The organism is Cupriavidus cauae (genome assembly GCF_008632125.1).
Classification (GTDB): Bacteria; Pseudomonadota; Gammaproteobacteria; order Burkholderiales; family Burkholderiaceae; genus Cupriavidus; species Cupriavidus cauae.
The window spans coordinates 61,419-85,361 of record NZ_VWRN01000005.1; the positions used below are offsets into that span (position 1 = coordinate 61,419).

23 protein-coding genes are annotated in these 23,943 nt (G+C 68.5%); 13 read left to right on the forward strand and 10 right to left on the reverse strand.

Features of this window, described 5'->3' with window-relative positions; all coding sequences use genetic code 11:
* Nucleotides 1–15 precede the first annotated feature (15 nt).
* Entirely contained in the window at nt 16–1,113 is a 1,098-nt protein-coding gene (locus F1599_RS01235) for an NAD(P)/FAD-dependent oxidoreductase (protein WP_150081926.1), read from the reverse strand.
* Nucleotides 1,114–1,432: 319 nt separating this feature from the next.
* Here F1599_RS01235 and F1599_RS01240 point away from each other — a divergent pair, with 319 nt between their 5' ends.
* From F1599_RS01240 to F1599_RS01275, 8 genes are all read left to right on the forward strand, one after another.
* Nucleotides 1,433–2,278 carry a 3',5'-nucleoside bisphosphate phosphatase gene (locus tag F1599_RS01240; protein ID WP_149319280.1) on the forward strand — a complete coding sequence of 282 codons (846 nt, stop codon included), beginning with the start codon at nt 1,433–1,435 and terminating at the stop codon, nt 2,276–2,278.
* 16 nt (nt 2,279–2,294) lie between these two features.
* Nucleotides 2,295–2,918, forward strand: coding sequence for an L-threonylcarbamoyladenylate synthase (locus tag F1599_RS01245; RefSeq protein WP_150081858.1), 624 nt, complete (start codon nt 2,295–2,297; stop codon nt 2,916–2,918).
* A gap of 82 nt (nt 2,919–3,000) precedes the next feature.
* Nucleotides 3,001–3,666 (forward strand): site-2 protease family protein, encoded by a 666-nt coding sequence (locus F1599_RS01250; protein ID WP_149319278.1) that lies wholly within the window; start codon nt 3,001–3,003, stop codon nt 3,664–3,666.
* 40 nt (nt 3,667–3,706) lie between these two features.
* Nucleotides 3,707–4,909, forward strand: a complete 1,203-nt coding sequence (locus F1599_RS01255; RefSeq protein ID WP_149319277.1) for a tryptophan--tRNA ligase — start codon at nt 3,707–3,709, stop codon at nt 4,907–4,909.
* Nucleotides 4,910–4,941: 32 nt separating this feature from the next.
* On the forward strand, nt 4,942–5,535 hold the full coding sequence (locus F1599_RS01260; RefSeq protein ID WP_223819419.1) for a class I SAM-dependent methyltransferase: 594 nt from the start codon (nt 4,942–4,944) through the stop codon (nt 5,533–5,535).
* A gap of 160 nt (nt 5,536–5,695) precedes the next feature.
* A complete protein-coding gene (gene dapA / locus F1599_RS01265) occupies nt 5,696–6,580 on the forward strand; it encodes a 4-hydroxy-tetrahydrodipicolinate synthase (RefSeq protein ID WP_150081861.1) in 885 nt (294 codons plus the stop codon).
* 58 nt (nt 6,581–6,638) lie between these two features.
* The gene (bamC, locus tag F1599_RS01270; RefSeq protein ID WP_149319275.1) at nt 6,639–7,874 is read left to right on the forward strand and encodes an outer membrane protein assembly factor BamC; all 1,236 of its coding nucleotides are present in this window, start codon (nt 6,639–6,641) and stop codon (nt 7,872–7,874) included.
* Between the two features lie 115 nt (nt 7,875–7,989).
* A complete protein-coding gene (locus tag F1599_RS01275) occupies nt 7,990–8,778 on the forward strand; it encodes an MBL fold metallo-hydrolase (RefSeq protein WP_150081863.1) in 789 nt (262 codons plus the stop codon).
* 144 nt (nt 8,779–8,922) lie between these two features.
* Here F1599_RS01275 and F1599_RS26090 read toward each other — a convergent pair whose 3' ends face one another.
* Together F1599_RS26090 and F1599_RS01285 are read right to left on the reverse strand one after the other, a co-directional pair.
* A complete protein-coding gene (locus F1599_RS26090) occupies nt 8,923–9,159 on the reverse strand; it encodes a hypothetical protein (RefSeq protein WP_043437644.1) in 237 nt (78 codons plus the stop codon).
* Between the two features lie 199 nt (nt 9,160–9,358).
* Complete coding sequence (locus F1599_RS01285) at nt 9,359–10,567, reverse strand: cupin domain-containing protein (RefSeq protein ID WP_317845723.1); 1,209 nt, start codon at nt 10,565–10,567, stop codon at nt 9,359–9,361.
* Nucleotides 10,568–10,578: 11 nt separating this feature from the next.
* Between F1599_RS01285 and F1599_RS01290 the strand changes: the two genes are divergently transcribed.
* Entirely contained in the window at nt 10,579–11,106 is a 528-nt protein-coding gene (locus F1599_RS01290; protein WP_006576455.1) for an FKBP-type peptidyl-prolyl cis-trans isomerase, read from the forward strand.
* Nucleotides 11,107–11,184: 78 nt separating this feature from the next.
* Here F1599_RS01290 and F1599_RS01295 read toward each other — a convergent pair whose 3' ends face one another.
* The 3 genes from F1599_RS01295 to F1599_RS01305 all read right to left on the reverse strand — a co-directional run bounded on the left by F1599_RS01295 (nt 11,185) and on the right by F1599_RS01305 (nt 15,974).
* On the reverse strand, nt 11,185–12,300 hold the full coding sequence (locus F1599_RS01295; RefSeq protein WP_150081866.1) for a hypothetical protein: 1,116 nt from the start codon (nt 12,298–12,300) through the stop codon (nt 11,185–11,187).
* Complete coding sequence (gene mutS / locus F1599_RS01300) at nt 12,297–14,981, reverse strand: DNA mismatch repair protein MutS (protein ID WP_150081868.1); 2,685 nt, start codon at nt 14,979–14,981, stop codon at nt 12,297–12,299. The genes F1599_RS01295 and mutS overlap by 4 nt, the downstream gene beginning before the upstream one ends.
* Nucleotides 14,982–15,155: 174 nt before the next feature.
* Nucleotides 15,156–15,974 carry an inositol monophosphatase family protein gene (locus tag F1599_RS01305; protein WP_149319271.1) on the reverse strand — a complete coding sequence of 273 codons (819 nt, stop codon included), beginning with the start codon at nt 15,972–15,974 and terminating at the stop codon, nt 15,156–15,158.
* A 196-nt stretch (nt 15,975–16,170) separates the two neighbouring features.
* Between F1599_RS01305 and F1599_RS01310 the strand changes: the two genes are divergently transcribed.
* Nucleotides 16,171–17,178: an RNA methyltransferase gene (locus tag F1599_RS01310; protein ID WP_150081871.1), complete on the forward strand. Its 1,008-nt coding sequence runs from the start codon at nt 16,171–16,173 to the stop codon at nt 17,176–17,178.
* Between the two features lie 387 nt (nt 17,179–17,565).
* Nucleotides 17,566–18,309 (forward strand): serine O-acetyltransferase, encoded by a 744-nt coding sequence (cysE, locus tag F1599_RS01320; RefSeq protein WP_149319424.1) that lies wholly within the window; start codon nt 17,566–17,568, stop codon nt 18,307–18,309.
* A gap of 62 nt (nt 18,310–18,371) precedes the next feature.
* Here cysE and F1599_RS01325 read toward each other — a convergent pair whose 3' ends face one another.
* The 4 genes from F1599_RS01325 to F1599_RS01340 form a co-directional block, all read right to left on the reverse strand.
* Nucleotides 18,372–19,154, reverse strand: a complete 783-nt coding sequence (locus F1599_RS01325; protein WP_150081877.1) for a UDP-2,3-diacylglucosamine diphosphatase — start codon at nt 19,152–19,154, stop codon at nt 18,372–18,374.
* 115 nt (nt 19,155–19,269) lie between these two features.
* Nucleotides 19,270–19,770, reverse strand: a complete 501-nt coding sequence (locus tag F1599_RS01330; protein ID WP_023264649.1) for a peptidylprolyl isomerase — start codon at nt 19,768–19,770, stop codon at nt 19,270–19,272.
* A 12-nt stretch (nt 19,771–19,782) separates the two neighbouring features.
* Nucleotides 19,783–20,391: a peptidylprolyl isomerase gene (locus tag F1599_RS01335; RefSeq protein WP_283949977.1), complete on the reverse strand. Its 609-nt coding sequence runs from the start codon at nt 20,389–20,391 to the stop codon at nt 19,783–19,785.
* A gap of 152 nt (nt 20,392–20,543) precedes the next feature.
* Entirely contained in the window at nt 20,544–21,347 is an 804-nt protein-coding gene (locus F1599_RS01340) for a tetratricopeptide repeat protein (protein ID WP_150081880.1), read from the reverse strand.
* 239 nt (nt 21,348–21,586) lie between these two features.
* Between F1599_RS01340 and cysS the strand changes: the two genes are divergently transcribed.
* Both cysS and F1599_RS01350 read left to right on the forward strand, forming a co-directional pair.
* A complete protein-coding gene (gene cysS / locus F1599_RS01345; protein ID WP_150081883.1) occupies nt 21,587–22,975 on the forward strand; it encodes a cysteine--tRNA ligase in 1,389 nt (462 codons plus the stop codon).
* Entirely contained in the window at nt 22,960–23,868 is a 909-nt protein-coding gene (locus tag F1599_RS01350) for a DNA-3-methyladenine glycosylase family protein (RefSeq protein WP_150081886.1), read from the forward strand. The genes cysS and F1599_RS01350 overlap by 16 nt, the downstream gene beginning before the upstream one ends.
* Nucleotides 23,869–23,943 lie beyond the last annotated feature (75 nt).

Here is a 23,943-nt window from a genome sequence, read left to right on the forward strand (position 1 = left end):
CGGCGGCCCTCCGCCTCAGTCCGTGCCGTGCGTCAGCGCTTCCTTCAGCGCGGCGTTGTTGCTGGTGTGCACGTGGACCAGCGCCTTGTCGGGGAAGGCGTAGTGGTAGGCGCGGCGCAGCGCCAGCGCGGCCTCGTGGAAGCCCGACAGGATCAGCTTCTGCTTGTTCGGATAGAAGGCGATGTCGCCGGCGGCGAAGATGCCGCGGCGCGAGCTCTCGTAGGTGGTGGTATCGACCAGGATGCGGCCGGCGCGCATGTCGAGGTCCCAATGCGCGATCGGACCCGGTTCGGACACCAGCCCGTACAGCGCGACCAGTTCATCGGCCGGCAGCGTCAGCGTGTCCTCGCGCGTGCGCACCTGCGCGGCGACCAGCGCGTCGCCCTCGGTCTGCAGCGCGCCCAGCATGCCGACGACGAAATCCATCTCGCCCGCCGCCACCGCGGCGCGCATCTCGGCGACCGTATGGTCGGCCGCGCGGAAGCCCTCGCGCCGATGCAGCAGCGTGACGCGCGCGGCCACCTTGCGCAGCGCCAGCGCCCAGTCCAGCGCCGAGTCGCCGCCGCCGGCGACGATCACGCGCTTGCCGGCGAAGCGCGACACGTCGCGCACCGCATAGTGCAAATGCCGGCCCTCCAGCGCCGCCGCCTCGGGCAGCGACACGCGCTGCGGCGCGAACGCGCCGGCGCCGGCGCAGATCAGCACCGCCGCCACCTCGAAACGCTTGCCGGCATCGGTGGCGACCAGCAGCCGCTGCGGCTCGCCGGGCAGTTCCTGCACGCCCTCGACGCGCTGGCCGAAATGCATCGGCACCGCGAACGGTGCGCACTGCTCCAGCAGCCGGTCGACCAGGTCCTGGGCCAGGCAGCCGGGCACGGCGGGGATGTCGTAGATCGGCTTCTCGGGATAGAGCTCGGTGCACTGGCCGCCGGCGCGGTCCAGCACGTCGACGATCTCGCATTGCAGGCCCAGCACCCGGGCCTGGAAGGCCGCGAACAGGCCGACCGGACCGGCGCCGACGATCAGCACGTCGGTGCGGACCGGTTCGGTATTGGTCGCGGCGGGCGGGGTGGAAACGTCTTGGGAGGGGGAGGCCGGATGGGTGTTCTGCATGATCGGATCGTTGCGGCCGGCGTGCGCCATGGCGGCACGCCGCGCGGAAAGACTGGGGAGGCGTCCACTATACCCCGGCCCCGCCGCGGTTCCGGCTACGCCAGCGTTGGCGGCATGGCTATGCGCCGCCGTGGACCGCAGTGGCCCCCATTGGCCGCAGTAGCTGCCGTCGACCGCAGTAGCCACTATTGACAGCAGTGGCCGCCGTCCACCGCAGTGGCCACCGTGGGCCGCAGGGGACCGCCGGGGCGGCCATGTCCCGCGGTGCAGCGGCGCCCGGCTCCTGCGGACACGGAAGGCGCGGGAGTAGAATGACGGAATGCACGCTTCCCACGCCATCAACGCCGACCTGCATTGCCACTCGACCATCTCGGACGGCACGCTGCCACCCGCGGTCGTGGCCGAGCGGGCGCACGCCAACGGCGTCGAGATCTGGTCGCTGACCGACCATGACGAACTGGGCGGCCAGCTGATCGCGCGCGAGACCGCCGAGGCGCTGGGCATGCGCTATGTGCCGGGCGTCGAGATCTCGGTGACCTGGGCGGGCCAGACGGTCCATATCGTCGGCCTGCAGATCGATCCGCTGTGCCCCGAACTGATCGACGGCCTGACCGCGACGCGCTCGGGCCGCGCCCGCCGCGCGCAGGACATCGGCGACGCGCTGCACGCGGTCGGCATCGAGGGCGCCTACGAAGGCGCGCTGCGCTATGTCGGCAACCCCGACCTGATCTCGCGCACGCACTTCGCCCGGTGGATGGTCGACGAGGGTATCTGCGGCAATATCTCCGAGGTGTTCGACCGCTATCTGACCGAGGGCCGCCCCGGCTATGTCGGCCATCGCTGGGCCACGCTCGGCGAGGCGGTCAAGTGGATCCGCGCCGCCGGCGGCATCGCCGTGATGGCCCACCCGGGCCGCTACGACTACACCGATACCCAGCACGACGCGCTCTTCGACGAATTCACCGCGCTCGGCGGCGGCGCCGTCGAGGTCGTGACCGGCAGCCATACGCCGGACCAGTACCGCCGCTATGCCGACGTCGCGCGGCACTACGGGCTGCTGGCCTCGCGGGGCTCGGACTTCCACGGGCCGGGCGAAGGGCGGGTCGAGATCGGCTCGCTGCCGCCGCTGCCGTCGTCGCTGACGCCGGTCTGGCACGACTGGTAAGCCGCCGGACCGCCCCATGTCGCAGTTCTTCGATATCCATCCGGTCGATCCGCAATCGCGCCTGATCAAGCAGGCCGCCCAGATCGTCGGCAAGGGCGGCCTGATCGCGCTGCCCACCGATTCGAGCTATGCGCTCGCCTGCCGGCTCGACGACAAGGGCGCGGTCGAGCGCCTGCGCCGGCTGCGCGGCATCGACGACAAGCACCACCTGACGCTGATGTGCCGCGACCTGTCCGAACTCGGCAATTTCGCGCGGGTCGACAATCGGCAGTACCGCTGGATCAAGGGCGCCACGCCCGGGCCCTATGTGTTCATCCTCGAGGCCACCAAGGAAGTGCCGCGGCGGCTGTCCCACCCGGCCCGCAAGACCATCGGCGTGCGCGTGCCCGACCATGCCATCCCGCAGGCGCTGTTGAACGAACTGGGCCAGCCGATGATCAGTTCGACGCTGCAGCTGCCCGGCGATGCCGCGCCGCTGGACGATCCTCTCGAAATTCGCGAGCGCCTGCAGAAGCAGCTCGACCTGGTGATCTGCGGCGGCACCGCGCCCGCGCATGCCTGTACGGTGATCGACCTGACCAGCGGCGAACCGGTGCTGGTGCGCGCCGGCCGCGGCGATGTCACCCGCTTCGGGCTGTGAGCGCGGCATCATGCCGCTGCCCGGCGCAGACCGCCCCACGAATCGGCGTGGCGGCCGGTGCCCGCCGTTACAATAGCGCCCCATGGACGCCTCTCTGATTCAGACCTTCGCGGTCTACGCGCTGCCCGTGCTGTTCGCCATCACGCTGCACGAGGCCGCGCATGGCTATGTGGCCAAGCTGTTCGGTGACAACACCGCCTATATGCTCGGCCGGGTCAGCCTCAACCCGGTCCGCCATATCGATCCGATCGGCACCATCGCCGTGCCGCTGCTGCTGTACCTGGTCACCAGCGGCCAGTTCGTGTTCGGCTATGCCAAGCCGGTGCCGGTCGCCTTCGGCCGGCTGCGCAACCCGCGCTGGCACAGCATGTGGGTCGCGCTGGCCGGGCCGGGCGCGAACCTGGTGCAGGCCTTCGCCTGGGCGCTGGTCGCGCTGGGGCTGGTGCTGGCGCAGGTCGACGAACCGTTCTTCGCGCAGATGGCGCGCGCCGGCGTGCTGGTCAACCTGGTGGTGGCGGCGTTCAACCTGTTTCCGATTCCGCCGCTCGATGGCGGCCGCGTGCTCAGCGCCTTGCTGCCGCAGCGCATGGCCTACGCGCTGTCGAAGATCGAGCCGTACGGCATCTTCGTCGTGCTGGCGCTGGTCGCCGCCGGCGTCATCACCCGGGTCTGGATGCAGCCGGTGATGAGCCTGCTGGGCTCGCTGGTCCAGCTGCTGCTGGCGCCGATCCTGGCGCTGGTGCAGTGACGCTGGTGCAATGATTTCCTGAAAGACTGATTACAACGACATGTTCCCCGATCGCGTTCTCTCCGGCATGCGGCCTACCGGCGCGCTGCATCTTGGCCACTACCATGGCGTGCTGAAAAACTGGGTCAAGCTGCAGTCGGAGCACCCGTGCTTCTTCTTCGTGGCCGACTGGCACGCGCTGACGACGCACTACGAGTCGCCCGAGGTGATCGGCCAATCGGTCTGGGAAATGCTGACCGACTGGCTGGCCGCCGGCGTCGATCCGGAGCAGGCCACGCTGTTCATCCAGAGCCGCGTGCCCGAGCACGCCGAACTGTTCACGCTGCTGTCGATGGGCACGCCGCTGGGCTGGCTCGAACGCGTGCCGACTTACAAGGACCAGATCGAGAAGCTCAAGGACAAGGACCTGGCAACCTACGGCTTCCTTGGCTATCCGCTGCTGCAGGCGGCCGATATCCTGATCTATCGCGCCGACAAGGTGCCGGTGGGCGAGGACCAGGTGCCGCACGTCGAGATCACGCGCGAGATCGCGCGCCGCTTCAACTTCCTGTACGGCCGCCAGCCGGGCTTCGAGGAGAAGGCGCAGGAGGCCGCGAAGAAGCTGGGCGGCAAGCGGACCCGCGTGTTCCTCGACCTGCGCAAGACCTTCCAGGAGCAGGGCACCGACAGCGCGCTGGAAGAGGGCCGCGCGCTGGTCGCGCAGTCCCAGAGCCTGTCCAATGACGACCGCGAGCTGCTGCTGGGCTATCTGGCCGGTTCGCGCAAGACCATCCTGGTCGAGCCGCAGGCGCTGCTGACGGCCGCGTCGCGGATGCCCGGGCTCGACGGCCAGAAGATGTCGAAGTCCTATGGCAACACGATCCGCATGCGCGAGGACAAGGACTCGGTCGAGAAGAAGGTGCGCACGATGCCGACCGATCCGGCACGGGTGCGCCGCACCGATCCGGGCGAGCCGGCCCGCTGCCCGGTGTGGCAGCTGCACCAGGTGTATTCCGACGAGCCCACGAAGGAATGGGTGCTCAAGGGCTGCCGCAGCGCCGGCATCGGCTGCATCGAATGCAAGCAGCCGGTGATCGAGGGCATCCTGCGCGAGCAGCAGCCGATGCTCGAGCGCGCCCAGCCGTACATGGACAATCCGGCCCTGCTGCGCGACATCGTCGACCACGGCTGCGCCAAGGCCAGCGCGGTCGCGCAGGAGACCATGCGCGACGTGCGCGAGGCCATGGGGCTGGGATACCGTTGATGGGCTCGCTGCCGTCGTCGATGCCGTCTCCCATGCCGTCGTCCATGCCTGCCGGCGCGCCGCATGCCGCGCTCGGCGAGCCCTCGCCCTGGGTGGTGCGCTGGACGCCGTTGCTGCGCGCGGGCGGCCGCGTGCTGGACCTGGCCTGCGGCAGCGGACGCCATGCGCGCTGGCTGGCGGAGCGCGGCTTCGACGTGCTGGGCGTCGACCGCGATGCCGCCGCGCTGGCCGGCCTGCCGAGCCCCGTGCGGACCCGGCAGGCGGACCTGGAGCAGGGCGCCTGGCCGCTGGCCGACGAGGCGCCGTTCGACGCGGTGATCGTCACCAACTATCTGCATCGCCCCTTGTGGCCGCATCTGATCGATGCGCTGGCGCCCGGCGGCGTGCTGATCTACGAAACCTTTGCGGTGGGGAACGAGACGGTCGGCAAGCCGTCCAATCCCGATTTCCTGCTGCGGCCCGGCGAATTGCTCGAGGCGGTACGCGGGAGCCTGCGGGTCGTCGCCTACGAGGACGGCGTGATCGAAGTGCCCCGGACGGCGTTCGTGCAGCGCATATGCGCCGTGCGCGAGGCACTGCAGGCCGCTGGAGCGGCGGCGCCGCCACGCTATCGCCTGGACGGGTGATTTGCGCCAGGTGATGCCGGCGCGATGTCAGCGTGCAAGCGGGCCGATGCGTTGATCCACTTGGTGTTTGCCCGGGTAGGCAGGGTTGCCGGTGTGCTTCGGCGGCCAATTCGTATCCGGTACAATCCCGCTATTCGAAATCTCGAAAACCATACCAGCTATGACACAGATTACCGGCAGCATCGTCGCCATCGTGACGCCGATGCAGGAGGATGGCAGCCTGGATTACGCCGCGCTGCGCAGCCTGATCGACTGGCACGTCGGCGAAGGCACCGATGGCATCGTGATCGTCGGTACCACGGGGGAATCGCCCACGGTGTCGGTCGAGGAGCATTGCGAGCTGATCCGGGTCGCGGTCGAGCAGGCCGCCAAACGCATCCCCATCATCGCCGGGACCGGCGGCAACTCGACCCGCGAGGCGATCGAGCTGACCGCCTTCGCCAAGCAGGTCGGCGCCGATGCGTCGCTGCAGGTCGTGCCCTACTACAACAAGCCGACGCAGGAAGGGATGTACCGGCATTTCCGCACCATCGCGGAAGCGGTCGATCTGCCGGTGCTGCTGTACAACGTGCCGGGACGCACTGTCGCCGACATGAGCAACGACACCATCCTGCGCCTGGCCCAGGTGCCGGGCGTGGTCGGGGTCAAGGAGGCCACCGGCAATATCGACCGCGCGGCCCAGCTGATCAAGGACGCGCCGGAAGGCTTTGCCATCTACAGCGGCGACGATCCCACCGCGGTCGCGCTGATGCTGCTGGGCGGCCACGGCAATATCTCGGTGACCGCCAACGTGGCCCCGCGCAAGATGCACGAGCTGTGCGTCGCGGCGCTCAAGGGCGATGCGATCACCGCCCGCCGCCTCCATATGGAGTTGATCGCGCTGAACAAGGCGCTGTTCATCGAGGCCAACCCGATCCCCGTCAAGTGGGCGCTGCAACAGATGGGCAAGATGGCCGGCGGCATCCGCCTGCCGCTGACGCCGCTGTCGCCCGAGCACCACGAGACCGTGCGCCGCGCGCTGGCCGGCGCCGGGCTGCTCGCCTGATCGATCCGATTTTTCTTTCGCGCCAAGCGGTCATTCCCTTCACTAGGATTGCGTGTCAATGAAACTCAAGCTTAACCGCCATGGCGTGCCGCAAGGCCGCCGTGCCGCCCTGGTCTTGCCGCTGCTCGCGCTCGGCATGACCGCTGGCTGCAGCACCGTCAACGACATGATGCAGGCCGACAAGATCGACTACAAGTCGGCCGCCGCGGCCAAGCGCACCTCGACGCTCGAGGTGCCGCCGGACCTGACCAAGCTCGACGGCGATCGCCGCTATTCGGTCCCCGAGCAGGCCGGCGCGACGTTGTCCGGCTACCAGCAGGCCACCAGCACCCAGCCCAAGGTCGCCGGCACCAATGTGCTGCCGTCGGCGGAAGGCATCCGCGTCGAACGCGACGGCAACCAGCGCTGGCTCGTCATCAGCAACGGCATGGCGCCCGACCAGCTGTGGCAGACCATGCGCGAGTTCTGGCAGGAGAACGGCTTCCTGCTGGTACAGGACTCGCCCGAGACCGGCATCATGGAAACGGACTGGGCCGAGAACCGCGCCAAGATTCCGCAGGACTTCATCCGCAACACGATCGGCAAGGTGTTCGACAGCCTGTATTCGACCTCGGAGCGCGACAAGTTCCGCAGCCGGGTCGAGAAGGGCCAGAACGGCAACCTGGAAGTCTTCATCAGCCATCGCGGCGCCAAGGAAGAGCTGACCGGCCTGGACAAGTCGCAGACGGTGTGGACTCCGCGCCCGGCCGATCCCGAGCTGGAAGCCGAATTCCTGTCCCGCCTGGCGCAGCGCCTGGGCGTGCAGAAGGAACAGGCCGACCGCATGGCGAAGAACGGCACGCTGCCCGCACCGGCGGGCGCCGCCAAGCCGGCCGCACCGGCCGACGCCGGCGCCGGCAAGACGGCGGCGGCCGCCGCTTCGGCGACCTATCTGACGCAGGTCAACGGCGCGCAGGCGCTGCAGCTGCCCGAGCCGTTCGACCGCGCCTGGCGCTCGGTCGGCCTCGCGCTGGACCGCGTCAACTTCACGGTGGAAGACCGCGACCGCGGCCAGGGCCTCTACTACGTCCGTTATGTCGACACGCGCGACACGGTCAACGACAACCGCGGCTTCTTCTCCAAGCTGTTCACGCGCAGCGGTGGCGATGCCGCCCGTCAGGCGAAGAAGTACCGCGTGGCGCTGAAGGGCAGCGGTTCGGGCACCACCGTGACCGTGCTGAACGACGCCGGCCAACCGGAGTCGACCGAGATCGCCAAGCGCATCCTGACGCTGCTCGACGAGCAGCTGCATTGAACGCTGCATTGAGCGCTGGATTGAGCCCGGCATTGCACGGACCCGCGATGCCGGGTGCTCGCGCCCCGGTCCGGCCCACCGCCGCGGTTCCGCCCGGCATGGGGTGGGCGCGGCGATGATGCGGTTCGGCTTTCTCGGCAGCGGCAGCGAGGGCAATTCGCTGCTGATCGAATCCCGTGATGGCGCCAGCGTGACCCGCGCGCTGCTCGACTGCGGCTTCGGCCTGCGCGAGACCGCGCGGCGGCTCGAGCGGCTGGGCGTCACGCCCGACCGGCTCGATGCGGTGCTGGTTACCCACGAACACGGCGACCATATCGGCTCGGCCTACGCATTTGCCGCCCGGCATGGGCTGCCGGTCTTCACCACGCATGGCACCTGGCTGGCGACCTCGCATCTGCGCGGTGCCGACAAGGCCGATGTGCGGGTGATCGGCGCCGACTACGCGTTCGAGATCGGCAACCTGCAGGTGCTGCCTTACACCGTGCCGCACGACGCGCGCGAGCCGGTGCAGTTCGTGCTGTCGGACGGCGATGCGCGGCTGGGCGTGCTGACCGACGCGGGAATGGAAACGCCTTACCTGGTGGCCCGTCTCGCCGGCGTCGACGCGCTGGTGCTCGAGTGCAATCACGATCGCGAGATGCTGCGCAACTCGGTGTATCCGCCATCGTTGAAACGGCGCATCGGTGGCGACTTCGGTCATCTGGCCAACGAGGTGGCCGCCGCGATCCTGGCGCGCGTCGCGCACAGCGGCCTTGGCCGCGTGGTGGCGGCCCATCTGAGTCAGCAGAACAATACGCCGGCCCTGGCGACCGGCGCGCTGGCAGCGGCGCTCGGCACGGTGGCCGACGATATCCTGGTGGCGGATCAGTACGAAGGGCTGGGCTGGCAGGCGGTGAAGGGATGAATCAGGACGAACGGCCGGCTGGCAGGCGGTGAAGGGATGAATCGGACGCGATAAATGGCCGGGCCCCAGGCGTGCAATCCCGGCCTGGCCAGCGCCCATAAAAAAACCGGCCCGAAGGCCGGTTTTTTTCGTTCGGGCGAACGCTTACTTGGCTTCTGCAGCCGAAGCGTCAGCGGCCGGAGCCGAAGCGTCAGCAGCCGGGGCCGAAGCGTCGGCAGCCGGAGCAGCAGCGGTGTCAGCAGCCGGAGCCGAAGCTTCGGTAGCCGGAGCGGTAGCAGCCGGAGCAGCGGTGTCAGCTGCGGGAGCGGCTTCTTCCTTCTTGCCGCAAGCGGCGACGGCAACAGCAGCCAGCAGGGAAGCGATCAGGAGAGACTTCTTCATTGTTCGTCCTTTAACTTGTAATAGAAAGAAAAACAGGCGATGAATAATTACCGGTAATTATCGCTCGTGAACTTCAATTTAATGGCTCTCCCCGGTGCCGTAAATGCATTGGTCCACAGTACGAGCCAGCTGGCGATTATATCCACGTTTTCCCGGCTTGTGTAGCGCCGTCATTTGCTGACCACACTGTTACGCATTATTACACCGCGGCCGGCGCGAGCTGCAGCCAGCCCTCCAGGGTCCAATGGTGAAATGTCTCCATCAGCTCCGGCAGCTCCGCGCATTGGCCGACCTCGGCGGCGGTCAAATGGCGCCGATCGGCCAGCCGCCGCAGCCAGCCGGCCAGTTCGCCGGGGACCTCGTAAGCTTCGCCATTGAGGAAGAAATGGCTGCGGTCGTATAGCGCGATCGAAGCCGGCGCCAACACAATGCCGTGCGTTCTTGCCAGTTTCGCGTATTTTCCCGCGGCGATTTGCGGAACCTCGGCGAACTCCACGCCGGGCTTCGGTTCGGACAGATGGGTGCCGATAAACTCGGACACCATGTCATTGGACCAGCGCAACGCCTGCAGCCGTTGCGCAACGGTTCGGGCGAGATCCGCGGGCAGTTGCGCGGGACGCGAAGTGGCCGCTTGTCCGGGATCGGCATAACGCCCGGACAGCGCCTCGTTGTCCTCCACGGTTTCCGACAGCCACGCCAGAAAATGCCCCGCCAGCTCGCGGTAGGCCGGCGCGCGGAAACCGATCGAGCAGGTCATGCACTCACCCTCGGCGACGCCGTCGTGGGCGTATTGCGGCGGCAGGTACAGCATGTCGCCGGGCTCGAGCACGAACTCCTGTTCCGCTTCGAATTCGGCCAGTATCTTTAAAGGAAGATCCGGCACCAGCTCGAGCCGGTCTTGCGACGAGATGCGCCAGCGGCGCCGGCCCGAAACTTGCAGCAGGAACACGTCATAGGAGTCGAAGTGCGGGCCGACACCGCCGCCGTCGGTGGCATAGCTGACCATCACGTCGTCCAGGCGCGCATCGGGAATGAAGCGGAATTGCCCCATCAGCGCGGCCGCCGCGCTATTGTGGAGGTTCACGCCCTGGACCAGCAGCGTCCATTGGCGCGCCTTGGTCGATGGCAGATTGTCGGCGGCAAAGGGGCCGTGCGCCAGTTTCCAGCGGTTGCGGAAGTGGGTGACCAGCCGCGATTCGACGTCGTCGCGGTCGGCCAGCTCGAAAAGCGCTTCCCGCGAGACAGGGGGCACGATATCGGAGATGGCTTGTCGAACCAGCAGGGGTTTGCGGTGCCAGATATCACGCATGAATGCGGCGGGCGTCATGCCCCCGAGCAGCTGAAGTGGCGCATCCGGATCCACCGGGCCGCGGGGCAGGGCCTGCGCGTATAATGCGGAATCGTTCATGGAGTGAAGAATTGAAAATCGCGAAGAACACGGTTGTGTCCGTGGTGTACAAGCTGTCGGATGCGCAGGGCAATCTGATCGAAGAATCGGATGAGCCGATGGTCTACTTGCACGGCGGCTATGATGGCACGTTCCCCAAGATCGAGGAAGCACTCGACGGTCATGCCGCAGGCTTCGAGACGCAGTTGCAGCTCGAGCCCGAGGACGCCTTCGGCGACTACGACGCCGAACTGGTCAAGGTCGAGCCGCGCGATCGTTTTCCCGAACCGCTCGAAGTCGGCATGCAGTTCGAAGGCGTGCCCGAGGACGGCGACGAAGAGGATTCGGTGATCTATACCGTCACCGACGTCGCCGAGGACAAGGTGGTGCTCGACGGCAACCATCCGCTGGCCGGCATGGCGCTGCGTTTCTGGCTGAAGGTCTCCGAGGTCCGCGAAGCGACCGCCGAGGAAGTCGAGCATGGCCACGCGCATGGCGCATCGGGCATCGAAGTGGTCGACGAGGACGAGGACGACGACAGCCCGCGCACGCTGCACTGATCGACGTATGCATCCATCGAACGGAAAAGCCGGCATTGCCGGCTTTTTCGCTTTCTGGGCTCGATAGTGGTAAGCAGGCTAGTTCTTGCCTGCGCCGTCCTGCAGCGCAACCGAAAACAGCGAACGCGAATCCGGCGAGATCGTCAGCTCGGTCCACTGCTTCGGCGAGCCCACCGGCAGCGCGACGCGCGTGAAGCTGCGGATCGTCTTGCCCTTGGCATCGCGCAGCGGCGTATCGATGCCGAAGCCGCCGATGCTGCTGTGAATCAGCAGCACCTGCCCGCGATAGTCGCTGACCAGCTCGCGCAGCTGCCGCTTGAATTCGAGATAGCCATCGCGCTGGCGATGGCGCAGAAAACCGTCGAGCAGCGTCGGCTTGCCGCGCTTCTCCCAGCCGTTGCCGAACTGCGGGTCGCCGTGGATCACCAGCACGATGCCATCGAGCGATTCCTGCTCGGCGGCCGAGAACGCGCGCGCCAGCCATTGCCGGTTGGCCTCGCGGCGGTCTTCGAATTCTCCGTTGCGCCCCGCCTCGGTGCGATAGTGGTTGTTGTCGTCGGGCACGTTCATGCCGACCAGCAGCACCTTGCCCGCCGTCCAGCGGACGTTCTCGCGATAGCTGCGGAACTTGGCCTGATCCGATTGCCGGATCAGCCGGAGCTTGCGTTGGCCCAGCGAATCGTCGTCCGGAAAGGCCAGCTCGCGCAGCCGCGCCAGCCGCTCGTCGGGATCGAAGCTGCCATTGATCGCCTGCTCGCATTCGGCCCAGTCGGTTTCGCCCGGGATATAGACCAGCGGCAGCGGCGACTGGTCCAGCAGCCGCAGCCGGCCGGCCAGCATCGCATCGGCGCACGACTCGGTGTCGCCCTTGATGCCGCCGGCATGGATGACGAAGGCGAGCTTGCGTTGCGCGAGGTTGTCCAGCAGTTGCTGCGTCGGCGCCTCGGCGTCGGGCCATTGCGGCAGGTCGGCGATCAGCGCGATGCGTACGAGCCGTGAGTCGACGGCCTTGCCGCTCGCTTTGTCACCGGTCTTGCCGCCGGGCTTGCCTTCCGCCGACAGCGCCCTGGCCGCGACCGGCTGCACGGTGGCGGCGCTCTGCGTGGCCCACGCGCCCAGCAGCGCCGCCGCCAGCCCGAGGGCCAGCAGCGGTCGGCACCACGGTGCCCGGCGGCGCGCGCTTGCCATCGTCATGCCGGCTGCCCGGATTCCTCGGCCAGCGCCTTGAGCCGGTACAGCGCGTCGAGCGCCTGCCGCGGCGTCATGCTGTCGGGGTCGAGATCGCGCATCGCCTCGCCGAGCGCATCGTTGGCGGCGGCGATGGAAGCGGGGCCATTGTGGCGGCCATCGTCGCCGTCATCGTCCGCATCGGGCACGGTCGGCGCCGCGAACAGATCCAGCTGGGGCGTCGGCGTGGCGTCGGTCGATTGCTGCTCGAGCCAGGCCAGATGCTTGCGCGCCGCGCGGATGACCGGCTGCGGCACGCCCGCCAGTTGCGCGACCTGCAGGCCGTAGCTCTGGCTGGCCGGGCCGTCCTGCACGGCGTGCAGGAAGACGATGCCGTCGCCGTGCTCGACCGCGGACAGGTGCACGTTGGCCGCCTGCGGAAACTCCTGCGGCAGCTGCGTCAGCTCGAAATAGTGCGTGGCGAACAGCGTGTGGCTGCGGTTGTGCGCCAGCAGATGACGGGCGATCGCCCACGCCAGTGCCAGTCCGTCGAAGGTCGAGGTGCCGCGGCCGATCTCGTCCATCAGCACCAGGCTGTGCGGCGTCGCGTTGTGCAGGATGGCGGCCGCCTCGGTCATCTCCACCATGAAGGTCGAGCGGCCGCCGGCCAGATCGTCGGCGGCGCCGATGCGCGTGAAGATCCGGTCGATCGGCCCGACGGTCGCGCGCCGCGCCGGCACGTAGGCCCCGACGCACGCCAGCAGCACGATCAGCGCGGTCTGCCGCATGAAGGTCGATTTACCGCCCATGTTCGGGCCGGTGATCAGCAGCAGCTTGCGGGCCTCGGTCAGGTGGCAGTCGTTGGCGATGAATGGCGTCGACTCCGCGGCCAGCTGGCCCTCGACCACCGGATGGCGGCCCTGCACGATGTCGATCACGTTCTCGTCGACGCGCTCGGGGCACGACCAGTCCAGCGTGCGGGCGCGTTCGGCGAGGGCGGCCAGCACGTCCAGGCGCGACAGTGCCGCCGCGACCCGGCGCAGCTCGCCGATATGCGGCAACAGCAGTTGCAGCAGTGCTTCGTACAGCTGCTTCTCGCGCGCCAGCGCGCGGTCCTGCGCCGACAGCGCCTTGTCCTCGAAGGCCTTCAGCTCCGGCGTGATATAGCGCTCGGCATTCTTCAGCGTCTGGCGCCGGCGATAGTCGTCGGGCACCTTGTCGGCTTGCCCGTTGGTGACTTCGATATAGAAGCCGTGCACGCGGTTGTATTCGACGCGCAGGTTGGCGATGCCGGTGCGCGTGCGCTCGCGCGCCTCCAGGTCGATCAGGAACTGGCCGCAGTTCTCCGAGATGTCGCGCAGCTCGTCGAGCGCGGCGTCGTAGCCGCGGGCGATCACGCCGCCATCGCGCACGGCTGTCGACGGCTCCGGCGCGATCGCGCGCGACAGCAGGTGCAGGCACTCCTGCGGCACCGCCAGCTCGGTCAGCGTCTGCGCCAGCAGCGGGGCGGTGTCGTCCGGCGCCACGCAGGCCTGCACGTCCGGCAGCGCCGCGAGCGTATCCCTGAGGGACGACAGGTCGCGCGGACGCGCGCTCAGCAGCGCCAGCCGGGCGGTGATGCGCTCGACATCGGCGAGCCGGCGCAGGCGGGCGCGCAGCGTATCGAGATCCTGCGCCAGCAGCGCGCCGATGGCCTGCTGCCGCGCCTGCGGAATCGCGCGTTCGCGCAAGGGATGGTGGAGCCAATGGCGCAGCAGCCGGCTGCCCATTGCCGTGGCACAGGTATCGAGCAGCGAGAACAGCGTCGGCGATTCGCCGCCGCGCAGCGTCTCGGTCAGTTCGAGATTGCGGCGCGTGGCGGTGTCCAGGCCCACGAACTCGGTTTCATGCTCGACCGTGACGCCCTGCACATGGCGCAGCGATTGGCCCTGCGTGCTGGCCGCGTAGTTCAGCAGCGCGCCGGCCGCGCCGAGCGCCGCGCCCAGCGCGCGGCAGCCAAACGGATCGAGACTGGCGACGCCCAGTTGCTCGCGCAGGCGGCGCGCGCCGGCGTCCTGATCGAAGTGCCACTCGGGCAGCCGGGTACGCGCGCACGGATGCGCGGGCAGTTCGATGCCATCGGTGTGCAGCAACTCGGCGGGGCGGATGCGTTCGAGTTCGCGCGCCAGTTGCGCGGCCTCGCATTCCATCAGCCGCAGCTCGCCGCTGGCCAGGTTCAGCCAGGCCAGCCCGGTCTTGCTGACGCCGCGCCGCGTGGTCTGCTGGTGCACCGCCATCAGGAAGGTATCGGCCTTGTCGGGCAGCAGCGCCGCGTCGGTCAGCGTGCCGGGCGTGACGATGCGGACGACCTTGCGCTCGACCGGTCCCTTGCTCGTGGCCGGATCGCCGATCTGCTCGCAGATCGCGACCGATTCGCCGAGCTTGACCAGCCGGGCCAGGTATTGATCGACCGAATGAAAGGGAATGCCGGCCATGCGGATCGGCACACCATTGGAGCTGCCGCGCGCGGTCAGCGTGATATCGAGCAGCCGCGCGGCCTTCTCGGCGTCGTCGTGGAACAGCTCGTAGAAATCGCCCATCCGGTAGAACAGCAGGGTGTCGGGATGGTCCGCCTTGATGCGCAAATATTGCGCCATCATCGGCGTGTGTTTTTCCGTGGCACCAGCCGATGCGCTGGCGGCCGCGGTAGTTGGCAGGTCTTCGGACATGCAATCCTCTCGGCGGGCCGCTGCGCATGGGCAGCGGCCGGGTTCGGAGCGTGCGCGAGGCCGTGGGCATCGGACGCAAACGCGCATTTTACTGCGCGTTGCGGCGGGGTACGGAGAGGAATTGGATGAAAAAGGGGGGAGGGCGCCGCGATGGGTTGGGCGCTTCCCCGCCCCTCAGGCCGCCGGGCCGCCGTTATCCAGCGAGTACGGCGTCAGCAGGCGCACCATCTGCGCGAAGGCCTTCGGGTTGCCGGCCAGCACCTCGCCCTGTTCGAGCTGGCGCGCTTCGCCCGCGTAGTTGCCGACCAGGCCGCCGGCTTCGGTGATCAGGAGCATGCCGGCCGCCATGTCCCAGGGCTTCAGGCCGGTCTCGAAGAAGCCGTCCAGGCGGCCGCAGGCGACATAGGCCAGGTCCAGCGCGGCGGCGCCCGGGCGGCGCAGGCCGGCGCAGCTGCGCGTCATCAGCGCGAACACTTCGACATAGGCCTCGAGGCCATCCAGATCGCGGAACGGGAAGCCGGTGCCGATCAGGCAGTCGGCCAGCTTGTCGCGGCGGCTGACACGGATGCGGCGGTTGTTCAGGAAGGCGCCGGCGCCCTTGGTGGCGGTAAACAGCTCGTCGCGGGTCGGGTCGTAGACCACCGCCTGCACCGGCGAACCCTTGTGCAGCTGGGCGATCGACACGCAGTACTGCGGGAAGCCATGGATGAAATTGGTGGTGCCGTCGAGCGGGTCGATGACCCAGGTGTACTCGTGGCCTTCCTCGTCCTCGCGCCAGGACTGGCCGGACTCTTCCGCTAGAATGCCGTGTTCCGGGTAGGCGGTGCGGATGATCTCGATGATCGCGGCCTCGGCGGCGCGGTCGACCTCGGTGACGAAATCGTTGTGCTGCTTGCGGGAAACCCGCAGGAGATCCACGTCCATCGACGCGCGGTTGATGATGGAACCCGCCTTGCGAGCGGCCTTGATGGCGATATTGAGCATCGGATGCATGAATCTCTCCAGCCGCCGAAAAGCGGGCAGCGCTGCGGACGGCATGGCGCGCGCGGCTCCCGGCGGACAACACAACGGATTGTAGAAGAACGGGCGCGTCGACCTTGTCTCCGCTGGCCGGCATCGAAGCCTTGGCCAGGGCGGCGGAGCGGCGCGCCAAATAAATTGGAACCCTGCATTGTATAGGAACCCGGCAATGGACACGAGCGAGCACGCAAACGCAGCTCCAGGCGCGCCACAGACCGCCCTGGACGCCGCCTTTGCCCGCGTGCGCTTCGTGCTGGTCGAAACCAGCCATCCCGGCAACGTCGGCTCGGTGGCGCGCGCCATCAAGACCATGGGCTTCGGCGCCCGGCCCGGCACGCTGGTGCTGGTGTCGCCGCGGGAGCCGGCGGTGCGCGAGCATCCGGAGGCCGTCGCGCTGGCCAGCGGTGCCGACGACGTGCTGCGCGCCGCGCGCGTGGTCGACGATCTGGAAACGGCGCTGGCGGGCGCCTCCTATACCGTCGCGATGACGGCGCGCCAGCGCGAGTTCGGGCCGCCGCGGCTGCTGCCGCGCGAGGCGACGGCGCGGGCGCGCGGGCATCTGCTGGCGGCCGCGGCCGGCTTCGGCTCGGCATCCACCGCCGAAGCCACCCTGGAACGCACCCAGGGATCTACCCAGGGATCCACCCAGGGATCCACCCAGGAACCCACCGCGGAATTCAGCCCCGAAGCGGCCGATGTCGCCTTCGTCTTCGGCAACGAACGCTTCGGCTTGCCCAACGAGGCCGTCGACCGCTGCTCGGTGGTGACCCATATCCCCGCCAATCCCGCCTACGCCTCGTTGAATCTTGCCCAGGCCGTGCAGTTGATCGCCTACGAGATGCGGCTGGCGTTGCTGCAGGACCGCGCGGCGCCGCCGAGCGATATCGGCTATGCTGGGCAGGCCGCCACGGCCGAGCAGATCGAGGCGATGTTCGCGCATCTGCAGCAGGGCCTGGAGGCGATCGGCTTTCTCGATCCGGCCCATCCGAAGAAGCTGATGCCGCGACTGCGCCGGCTGTTCGCGCGCAGCGGGCTGGAGCAGGAGGAGGTCAATCTGCTGCGCGGCATCGCCAAGCAGATGACGCTGGCCGGGCGCGGGCCGCGCAGCGGCGAACGCAGTGACGACCGCGGCGGTGTCGGCAGTGACCACCGCAGTGGCGACAGCATGGAGACATGACCTTGGCGCGAATTGCCGCCTGCTTCTGCTGCATCGGTCCCTGGTGCATCGAACCCTGGCGCACCGAAGCGCTTCACGCACGTCGCGAGCGGGCCGGCCGTCCGTCGCTCGTGCGACGCGAGCGCGCCATCCGCACCGCTGCCCACGCTGCCCACGCCTTCCACCGCGAGCGATGTTGACGCCCGCGCCGCGCACGCCCGGGCTTCCCCCGCGCGTGTCGACGTAGCGGCGGGGCAGGTGCGGCGCCCGATGCCCATGACGGCATCAGGGTGCCAAATCTCTTACACTCCCTGCTTCCGTTTCCCCAGGGCCTTGCCCGGACACGACCCCGGCGGCATGCGCGCTCCGATGGCGCGCGGCACGGCGGGGCAATCGCACACGACCAAGATGTTCTCTCGCCTCAAGGAAGATATCGACACCATCATGCAGCGCGACCCCGCCGCGCGCAGCCGGCTGGAGGTGCTGACGTGTTACCCGGGCCTGCATGCCGTGGTGTTTCATCGCTTCGCGCACGCCTGCTGGAATGCGGGGATGCATTGGCTGGGCCGCTGGATCTCGCACTGGTCGCGCTTCCTGACCGGCATCGAGATCCACCCGGCCGTCAAGATGGGCCGGCGCGTGTTCATCGATCACGGCATGGGCGTGGTGATCGGCGAGACCGCCGAGATCGGGGACGACTGCACGATCTATCAGGGCGTGACGCTCGGCGGCACCTCGCTGTACAAGGGCCAGAAGCGGCATCCGACGCTGGGCACCGGCGTGGTGGTCAGCGCCGGCGCCAAGGTGCTGGGCGGCTTCACCATCGGCGATGGCGCGCGCGTGGGCTCCAATGCCGTGGTGCTCAAGCCGGTGCCGCCGGGCGCCACCGCGGTGGGCGTGCCGGCCCGCATCATCCTGCCGGACGCGCCGACTTCGCAGCAGGGCGCGCGGCAGGAGTTCTCCGCTTACGGCATCACGCCGAATGCCGACGATCCGGTGTCGCTGGCGCTCAAGAGCCTGATCGACCATGCGGCCAGCCAGCAGGAAAAGCTCGAGGCGGTGCAGGCCGCATTGGACCGGCTCGGCGAGCATCTGGAGAACACGCCGAACGATCGCTTCGATGCCAGCGAACTGCGCAAGCTGATGAAGTAACGCGATGGCGTGAACGAGGAAGGGCGGAGGTGCGGCCGCGTGGGCCTTTGCCTGCGCCGCGATCAATCGAGCTGCGGCAATTCGCGAAAGCCCTCGGCATCGAGCTGCAATGCCGCCGCGCGCGGATGCGGGCCATCGAGGTCCCAGTCGGTCAGCACCCAGCGCAGGCCATGCGGCTCGTCATGCCGGGCCGGCCGGTGCGTGTGTCCATGCACCATCGCCGCCGTGCCGCTGTCGCGCAGCAGCGCCGCGACCGCGGCCGGCGCGACATCGCCATAGTCGCGCGGCGGCCCGGGGCGCTGGCGGCCCGCCTCGCTGTCGCTGCGCAGCTTGCGCGCGATACCCAGGCGCCACGACAGTGGCAGCGCCAGGAACAGCCGCTGGATCCAGGATTTGCGCGTCCAGTGGCGGAAGCGCATATAGCGCGTGTCGTTTGTGCACAGCATGTCGCCATGGGTCAGCACCACGCGATGGCCCGCGCAATCGATCACGGTCGGATCGGGCAGCAGCGTCGCGCCGGCCTCGCGCGCAAAGCGCGGGCCGAGCAGGAAGTCGCGATTGCCGTGCATCAGATAGACCGGCACGCCACGCGCGGCCAGGCGCGCCAGCGCCGCGGCGACGGCGCGCGGAAACGGTGCCTCGCTTTCTTCGTCGCCGATCCAGAATTCGAAGAAGTCGCCGAGGATGAAGAGCGTGCGCGCCTGTTCGGCGGCGCGTTCGAGCACGCGTTCGAAGGCCGCCAGCGTGCGCGGCATCCCCGGGGTCAGATGCAGGTCGGAAATGAACCACGCCGGCGCTTCCACCGCGAGGGTGGAGGCAGCCGGCGTGCTGGCGGCAGGGCTCATCGATTGGGAACGATTTCCATGGGCGAGGGCATGCCGCCGTGATTGGCGCGGGCGCAGCGCACGCGTTGTGCCGCGTGCCGTGCCGCGCGCTGTGCCGAGTCAATCCAGTGCACGATTACTCGAGCACCACCGCCTTCTCGATCACGACGTCCTCGAGCGGCACGTCCTGATGGAAGCCGGCGCTGCCGGTACGCACGCCCTTGATCTTGTCGACCACGTCGGTGCCTTCGACGACCTTGCCGAACACCGCGTAGCCGAAGCCCTGCGGCGTCGGCGAAGTGAAGTTCAGGAAGTCGTTGTCGACCACGTTGATGAAGAACTGCGCGGTGGCCGAGTGCGGCGCATTGGTGCGCGCCATCGCCACGGTGTAGCGGTCGTTCTTCAGGCCGTTGCCGGCCTCGTTGTCGATCGGATCGTCGGTGGGCTTCTGCTTCATGCCCGGCTCGAAGCCGCCGCCCTGGATCATGAAGTTCTTGATGACGCGGTGGAAGATCGTGTTGTCGTAGTGACCCTTGCGGACATACGATAGGAAGTTCTCCACCGTCTTGGGCGCCTTGTCGGCGTCGAGTTCGATGACGATGGCGCCGTGATTCGTTTGGAGCTGGACCTTGGACATGGCTTTCCTCTGTTACTTGACGATGGTGGCCGACTCGATGACGATCGGCGTGGCTGGCACATTGCGCATGGGGCCGTAGGCGGTGGTAGGCGTCTTCTTGATGCGGTCGACGGTATCCATGCCTTCGACCACCTTGCCGAATACGGCATAGCCGTTACCGTCCGGCTGCGGATAGTCGAGACTCGGATTATCTACCACATTGATGAAGAACTGCGCCGTGGCGGAGTTCGGATCGCCAGTGCGGGCCATGGCCACGGTGCCGGCCTTGTTCTTCAGGCCGTTCTGCGCCTCCAGCGGAATCGGCGCGCGCGTCGGCTTCTGCTTCATGTCGCGGTCGAAGCCGCCGCCCTGCACCATGAAGCCGTTGATCACCCGGTGGAAGATCGTGCCGCTGTAGAAGCCGCTGTTCACGTATTCCAGGAAGTTGGCGACGGTCTTCGGCGCGGCCTCGGGATAGACCTCGATGGTGAAGTTGCCGGCGCTGGTGGCAAAGCGCACGCGCTCCGCAGTCGTGGCGGGGGCGGAGGCCGGCGCCTGCGCGTGGGCCGCACCGTAGCTCAGGGTGCCGGCCATCAGCGCGGCCAGCATGGCGCCGAGGGCGCCGCGTCGGGTCAGGGACATGGGGATCTCCAGGGAGTGGGCGAGGGCGATCGGCGGATACCGGCGGTCGATGGACGCGCCGTCCCGGCAGTCGCCCCGCATGGATAACGATCACGCCCGCTCGCTACGCCTTGCACAGCGCAGGGCGCGAGCGGGGCAGTGCTGCGGACCGGTCAGTCCAGGTCTTCGCGATCCGGGCCGGGCGGCCGGGGCAGCGGCGGCGCCGCGACCGGTGCCTGGGGCTCGGCGGCGGGCTGGCGCGTACGCGGCTGCGGGCTGGCGGGCGGATTTGCCGACGTATTGGCCGGCGCCTTGGTGCCGACCGCGGCCAGGCCGCTGCGGGCGCGCGCATCGCCGGGATTGCGCTTGAGCGCTTCGGCGTAGGAGCGCTCGGCGAGCTTGCGATAGACGTCGCCCAGATTGGTATAGCCGATCGCAAAGCCGGGCTTGGCTTCGAGCGCCGCCAGCAGCTCGGCCTCGGCGCGCTTCAGATCGCCCCGGCGCGCATAGATCAGCGCCAGATTGTTGTGCGGCTCGGGCAGTTCGGGATATTCCTGTGCGATCTCGTGGAAGGCCTGCACCGCCTCGTCCTCGCGGCCGGCCTGCGACAGCGCCCACGCACGCTCGAAGCGGGCCTGCACATTGCGCGGGTTGGCGGCGATCACGCGGTCGAAGCGTTCGATCGCCTCGGCATAGCGGCGCTGCTGCGCGGCCTTCTCGGCCTCGGCCATGCCCGGATCGCCGGAGGGCTGGAAGCCCTTCGCGCCGGCCGTGCCGCCGCCGGGAAAGCCGACGGATTGCGCCAGGGCCGGCGCAGCGGGCAGGGCGCACAGCAGCGCGGCGGCGCTCGCCACGGCGATGGCGCACGCGCGCACGCTGCGTACGGTGGCTGCGGCGGCGCGCCGCCGCACGGTCATGATGCCGGGCGTGACGTGATGCATGGCGTCGGTCGCGACGTTGGGCAATGGCAAGCTCATGTAGGTGCGGTCCTTTATACTTCGCGGCATTCTAGCAAAGCGCGGCATCGACGCCGACGCGCGAAGGCTTCCGGTAAGATATGGCCTCGCTCGGCGAACCGATGTCCACGCCGCCGCGGCACTGGTCGAGACGCATCGCCCGGTCACGCTGTCCGGCAAGTCGACCGATGCGCGGCCGGCCAGTCGGCACGGTCTCGCGCGCGGCAGGCGCCACGCATTCTCTTCGAACACCTCGTTTCATGCATCCACTGAACATCTACAACACGCTCGCGCGCGAGAAACAGCCCTTCGTGCCCATCGAACCCGGCAAGGTCCGCATGTATGTCTGCGGCATGACGGTGTACGACTACTGCCACGTCGGGCATGCGCGCGTGATGGTGGTGTTCGACATGGTGCAGCGCTGGCTGCGCGCCGCGGGCTACGAGGTCACCTATGTGCAGAACATCACCGACATCGACGACAAGATCATCCGCCGCGCCGCCGAGAACGGCGAGACCATCGGCGAGCTGACCGAGCGGTTCATCGGCTATATGCACGAGGACGCGGCCGCGCTGGGCATCCAGCGCCCGGACCACGAGCCACGCGCGACGCAATACGTGCCGCAGATGCTCGACATCATCGGCAAGCTCGAAGCGAAGGGCCTGGCCTATCAGGCCAGCGACGGCGACGTCAATTACGCGGTGCGCAAGTTCGCCGGCTACGGCAAGCTGTCGGGCAAGTCGCTGGAGGACCTGCGCGCCGGCGAGCGCGTGGCGGCCAACGATGCCAAGCACGACCCGCTCGACTTCGTGCTGTGGAAGTCGGCCAAGGACAGCGAACCGGCCGAAAGCAAGTGGTCGTCGAAGTGGGGCATGGGCCGTCCGGGCTGGCATATCGAATGCTCGGCGATGAGCTGCGCGCTGCTGGGCGAGCATTTCGACATCCATGGCGGCGGGGCCGACCTGCAGTTCCCGCACCACGAGAACGAGATCGCGCAGTCGGAAGGCGCCAGCGGCAAGCCCTTCGTCAACGTATGGATGCATAACGGCTTCGTGCGCATCAACGACGAGAAGATGTCGAAGTCGCTCGGCAACTTCTTCACGATCCGCGAGGTGCTCAAGCAGTACGACGCCGAGGTCGTGCGCTTCTTCATCCTGCGCGCGCACTACCGCAGCCCGCTGAACTACAGCGACGCGCACCTGGACGACGCGCGCCACGGCCTGACCCGTCTCTACACGGCGCTCAAGGACGTGCAGCCCGACACGCAGCCGCTCGATTGGGACGAGCCGCACGCGCGCCGCTTCGCCGAGGCGATGGGCGACGACTTCAATACGCCGATCGCGGTCTCGGTGCTGTTCGACCTGGCCGGCGAAGTCAATCGCAGCGGCTCGGCCGCCGCGGCACGGCAATTGAAGGGCCTGGCCGCGACGCTCGGCCTGCTCGGGCGCGACGCGCACGCCTTCCTGCAGGGCGGCGCCGACGCGGCCGGCATCGCGCCGGAGCAGATCGAGGAGCGCATCGCCGCGCGCAAGCAGGCCAAGGCCGAGCGCAATTTCGCCGAGGCCGACCGCATCCGCGCCGAACTGCTCGAGGCCGGCATCGTGCTCGAGGACAAGCCGGGCGGCGTGACCGAATGGAGGCGTGCTTGAACGCTGCCGTGCGCAAGACGCCCGGCACGGCGGCCAAGGCCGCCAAGCCGGCGCGGCCCACCGGAGAGCCGGCCCTGAAGGTGACCAAGGCGGCCAAGGCGACCAAGGCAGCGAAGGTCGCCAAGGCGCCGGCCGCCGGCGGCGTGGCCGCGCCCAAGGCCCGCACCGTCACCAAGGCCGACGGCAAGCCGGTCCTGAAGACCGCGCGCGCCCCCAAGGCAACGCTGCCCGAGGCCGCGGCGATCCCGCTGCCGGTCGAGACGGTCGAGGGCGCCGTCCGTCCCGCCTACTGGGACGAGGCCTGCGCCGACCTGATGAAGCGCGACCGCATCCTGCGCAAGATGATCCCGACCTACGGGCCGGCCCATCTGATTTCGCGCGGCGATCCCTTCATCACGCTGGCCCGTTCGATCGTCGGCCAGCAGATCTCGGTCAAGGCCGCGCAATCGGTGTGGGACCGGCTGGCCGCCGCCTGCCCGAAGCTGACGCCGGCGCAGCTGCTGCGGGCCGGCGTCGACAAGCTGGCCGCCTGCGGCCTGTCGCGCCGCAAGGCCGAGTACATCGTCGATCTCGCCGAGCACTTCAAGGCGGGGCGGGTCCATGTCGACAAATGGGCCGAGATGGACGACGAGGCGGTCATCGCCGAGTTGACGCAGATCCGCGGCATCGGCCGCTGGACCGCCGAGATGTTCCTGATGTTCAACCTGATGCGGCCGAACGTGCTGCCGCTGGACGACATCGGCCTGATCAACGCGATCTCGGCCAACTATTTCAGCGGCGAACCGGTCACGCGCAGCGAGGCGCGCGAGGTCGCCGCCAACTGGGAGCCATGGCGCACCGTGGCGACCTGGTACATGTGGCGCAGCCTTGATCCGCTGCCTGTCACTTACTAGTCTGGCATTCGATAGCCGGGGCACGAAAGTGCTCCTTTCACCATCTTCAGGCGGCGCATGCGGCGCATCCGGCGC

Coding starts and splice junctions, on each gene's coding strand:
- F1599_RS01330 (WP_023264649.1), bottom strand. CDS start 19,770: ATGTCCAAGGTCCAGCTCCAAACGAATCACGGCGCCATCGTCATCGAA.
- dapA (WP_150081861.1), top strand. CDS start 5,696: ATGACACAGATTACCGGCAGCATCGTCGCCATCGTGACGCCGATGCAG.
- F1599_RS01235 (WP_150081926.1), bottom strand. CDS start 1,113: ATGCAGAACACCCATCCGGCCTCCCCCTCCCAAGACGTTTCCACCCCG.
- cysE (WP_149319424.1), top strand. CDS start 17,566: ATGTTCTCTCGCCTCAAGGAAGATATCGACACCATCATGCAGCGCGAC.
- F1599_RS01245 (WP_150081858.1), top strand. CDS start 2,295: ATGTCGCAGTTCTTCGATATCCATCCGGTCGATCCGCAATCGCGCCTG.
- F1599_RS01240 (WP_149319280.1), top strand. CDS start 1,433: ATGCACGCTTCCCACGCCATCAACGCCGACCTGCATTGCCACTCGACC.
- F1599_RS01250 (WP_149319278.1), top strand. CDS start 3,001: ATGGACGCCTCTCTGATTCAGACCTTCGCGGTCTACGCGCTGCCCGTG.
- F1599_RS01275 (WP_150081863.1), top strand. CDS start 7,990: ATGATGCGGTTCGGCTTTCTCGGCAGCGGCAGCGAGGGCAATTCGCTG.
- F1599_RS01310 (WP_150081871.1), top strand. CDS start 16,171: ATGGACACGAGCGAGCACGCAAACGCAGCTCCAGGCGCGCCACAGACC.
- F1599_RS01340 (WP_150081880.1), bottom strand. CDS start 21,347: ATGAGCTTGCCATTGCCCAACGTCGCGACCGACGCCATGCATCACGTC.
- F1599_RS01255 (WP_149319277.1), top strand. CDS start 3,707: ATGTTCCCCGATCGCGTTCTCTCCGGCATGCGGCCTACCGGCGCGCTG.
- mutS (WP_150081868.1), bottom strand. CDS start 14,981: ATGTCCGAAGACCTGCCAACTACCGCGGCCGCCAGCGCATCGGCTGGT.
- F1599_RS01325 (WP_150081877.1), bottom strand. CDS start 19,154: ATGAGCCCTGCCGCCAGCACGCCGGCTGCCTCCACCCTCGCGGTGGAA.
- F1599_RS01335 (WP_283949977.1), bottom strand. CDS start 20,391: ATGTCCCTGACCCGACGCGGCGCCCTCGGCGCCATGCTGGCCGCGCTG.
- F1599_RS26090 (WP_043437644.1), bottom strand. CDS start 9,159: ATGAAGAAGTCTCTCCTGATCGCTTCCCTGCTGGCTGCTGTTGCCGTC.
- bamC (WP_149319275.1), top strand. CDS start 6,639: ATGAAACTCAAGCTTAACCGCCATGGCGTGCCGCAAGGCCGCCGTGCC.
- F1599_RS01350 (WP_150081886.1), top strand. CDS start 22,960: ATGGAGGCGTGCTTGAACGCTGCCGTGCGCAAGACGCCCGGCACGGCG.
- cysS (WP_150081883.1), top strand. CDS start 21,587: ATGCATCCACTGAACATCTACAACACGCTCGCGCGCGAGAAACAGCCC.
- F1599_RS01305 (WP_149319271.1), bottom strand. CDS start 15,974: ATGCATCCGATGCTCAATATCGCCATCAAGGCCGCTCGCAAGGCGGGT.
- F1599_RS01260 (WP_223819419.1), top strand. CDS start 4,942: ATGCCGTCGTCCATGCCTGCCGGCGCGCCGCATGCCGCGCTCGGCGAG.
- F1599_RS01295 (WP_150081866.1), bottom strand. CDS start 12,300: ATGACGATGGCAAGCGCGCGCCGCCGGGCACCGTGGTGCCGACCGCTG.
- F1599_RS01285 (WP_317845723.1), bottom strand. CDS start 10,567: ATGAACGATTCCGCATTATACGCGCAGGCCCTGCCCCGCGGCCCGGTG.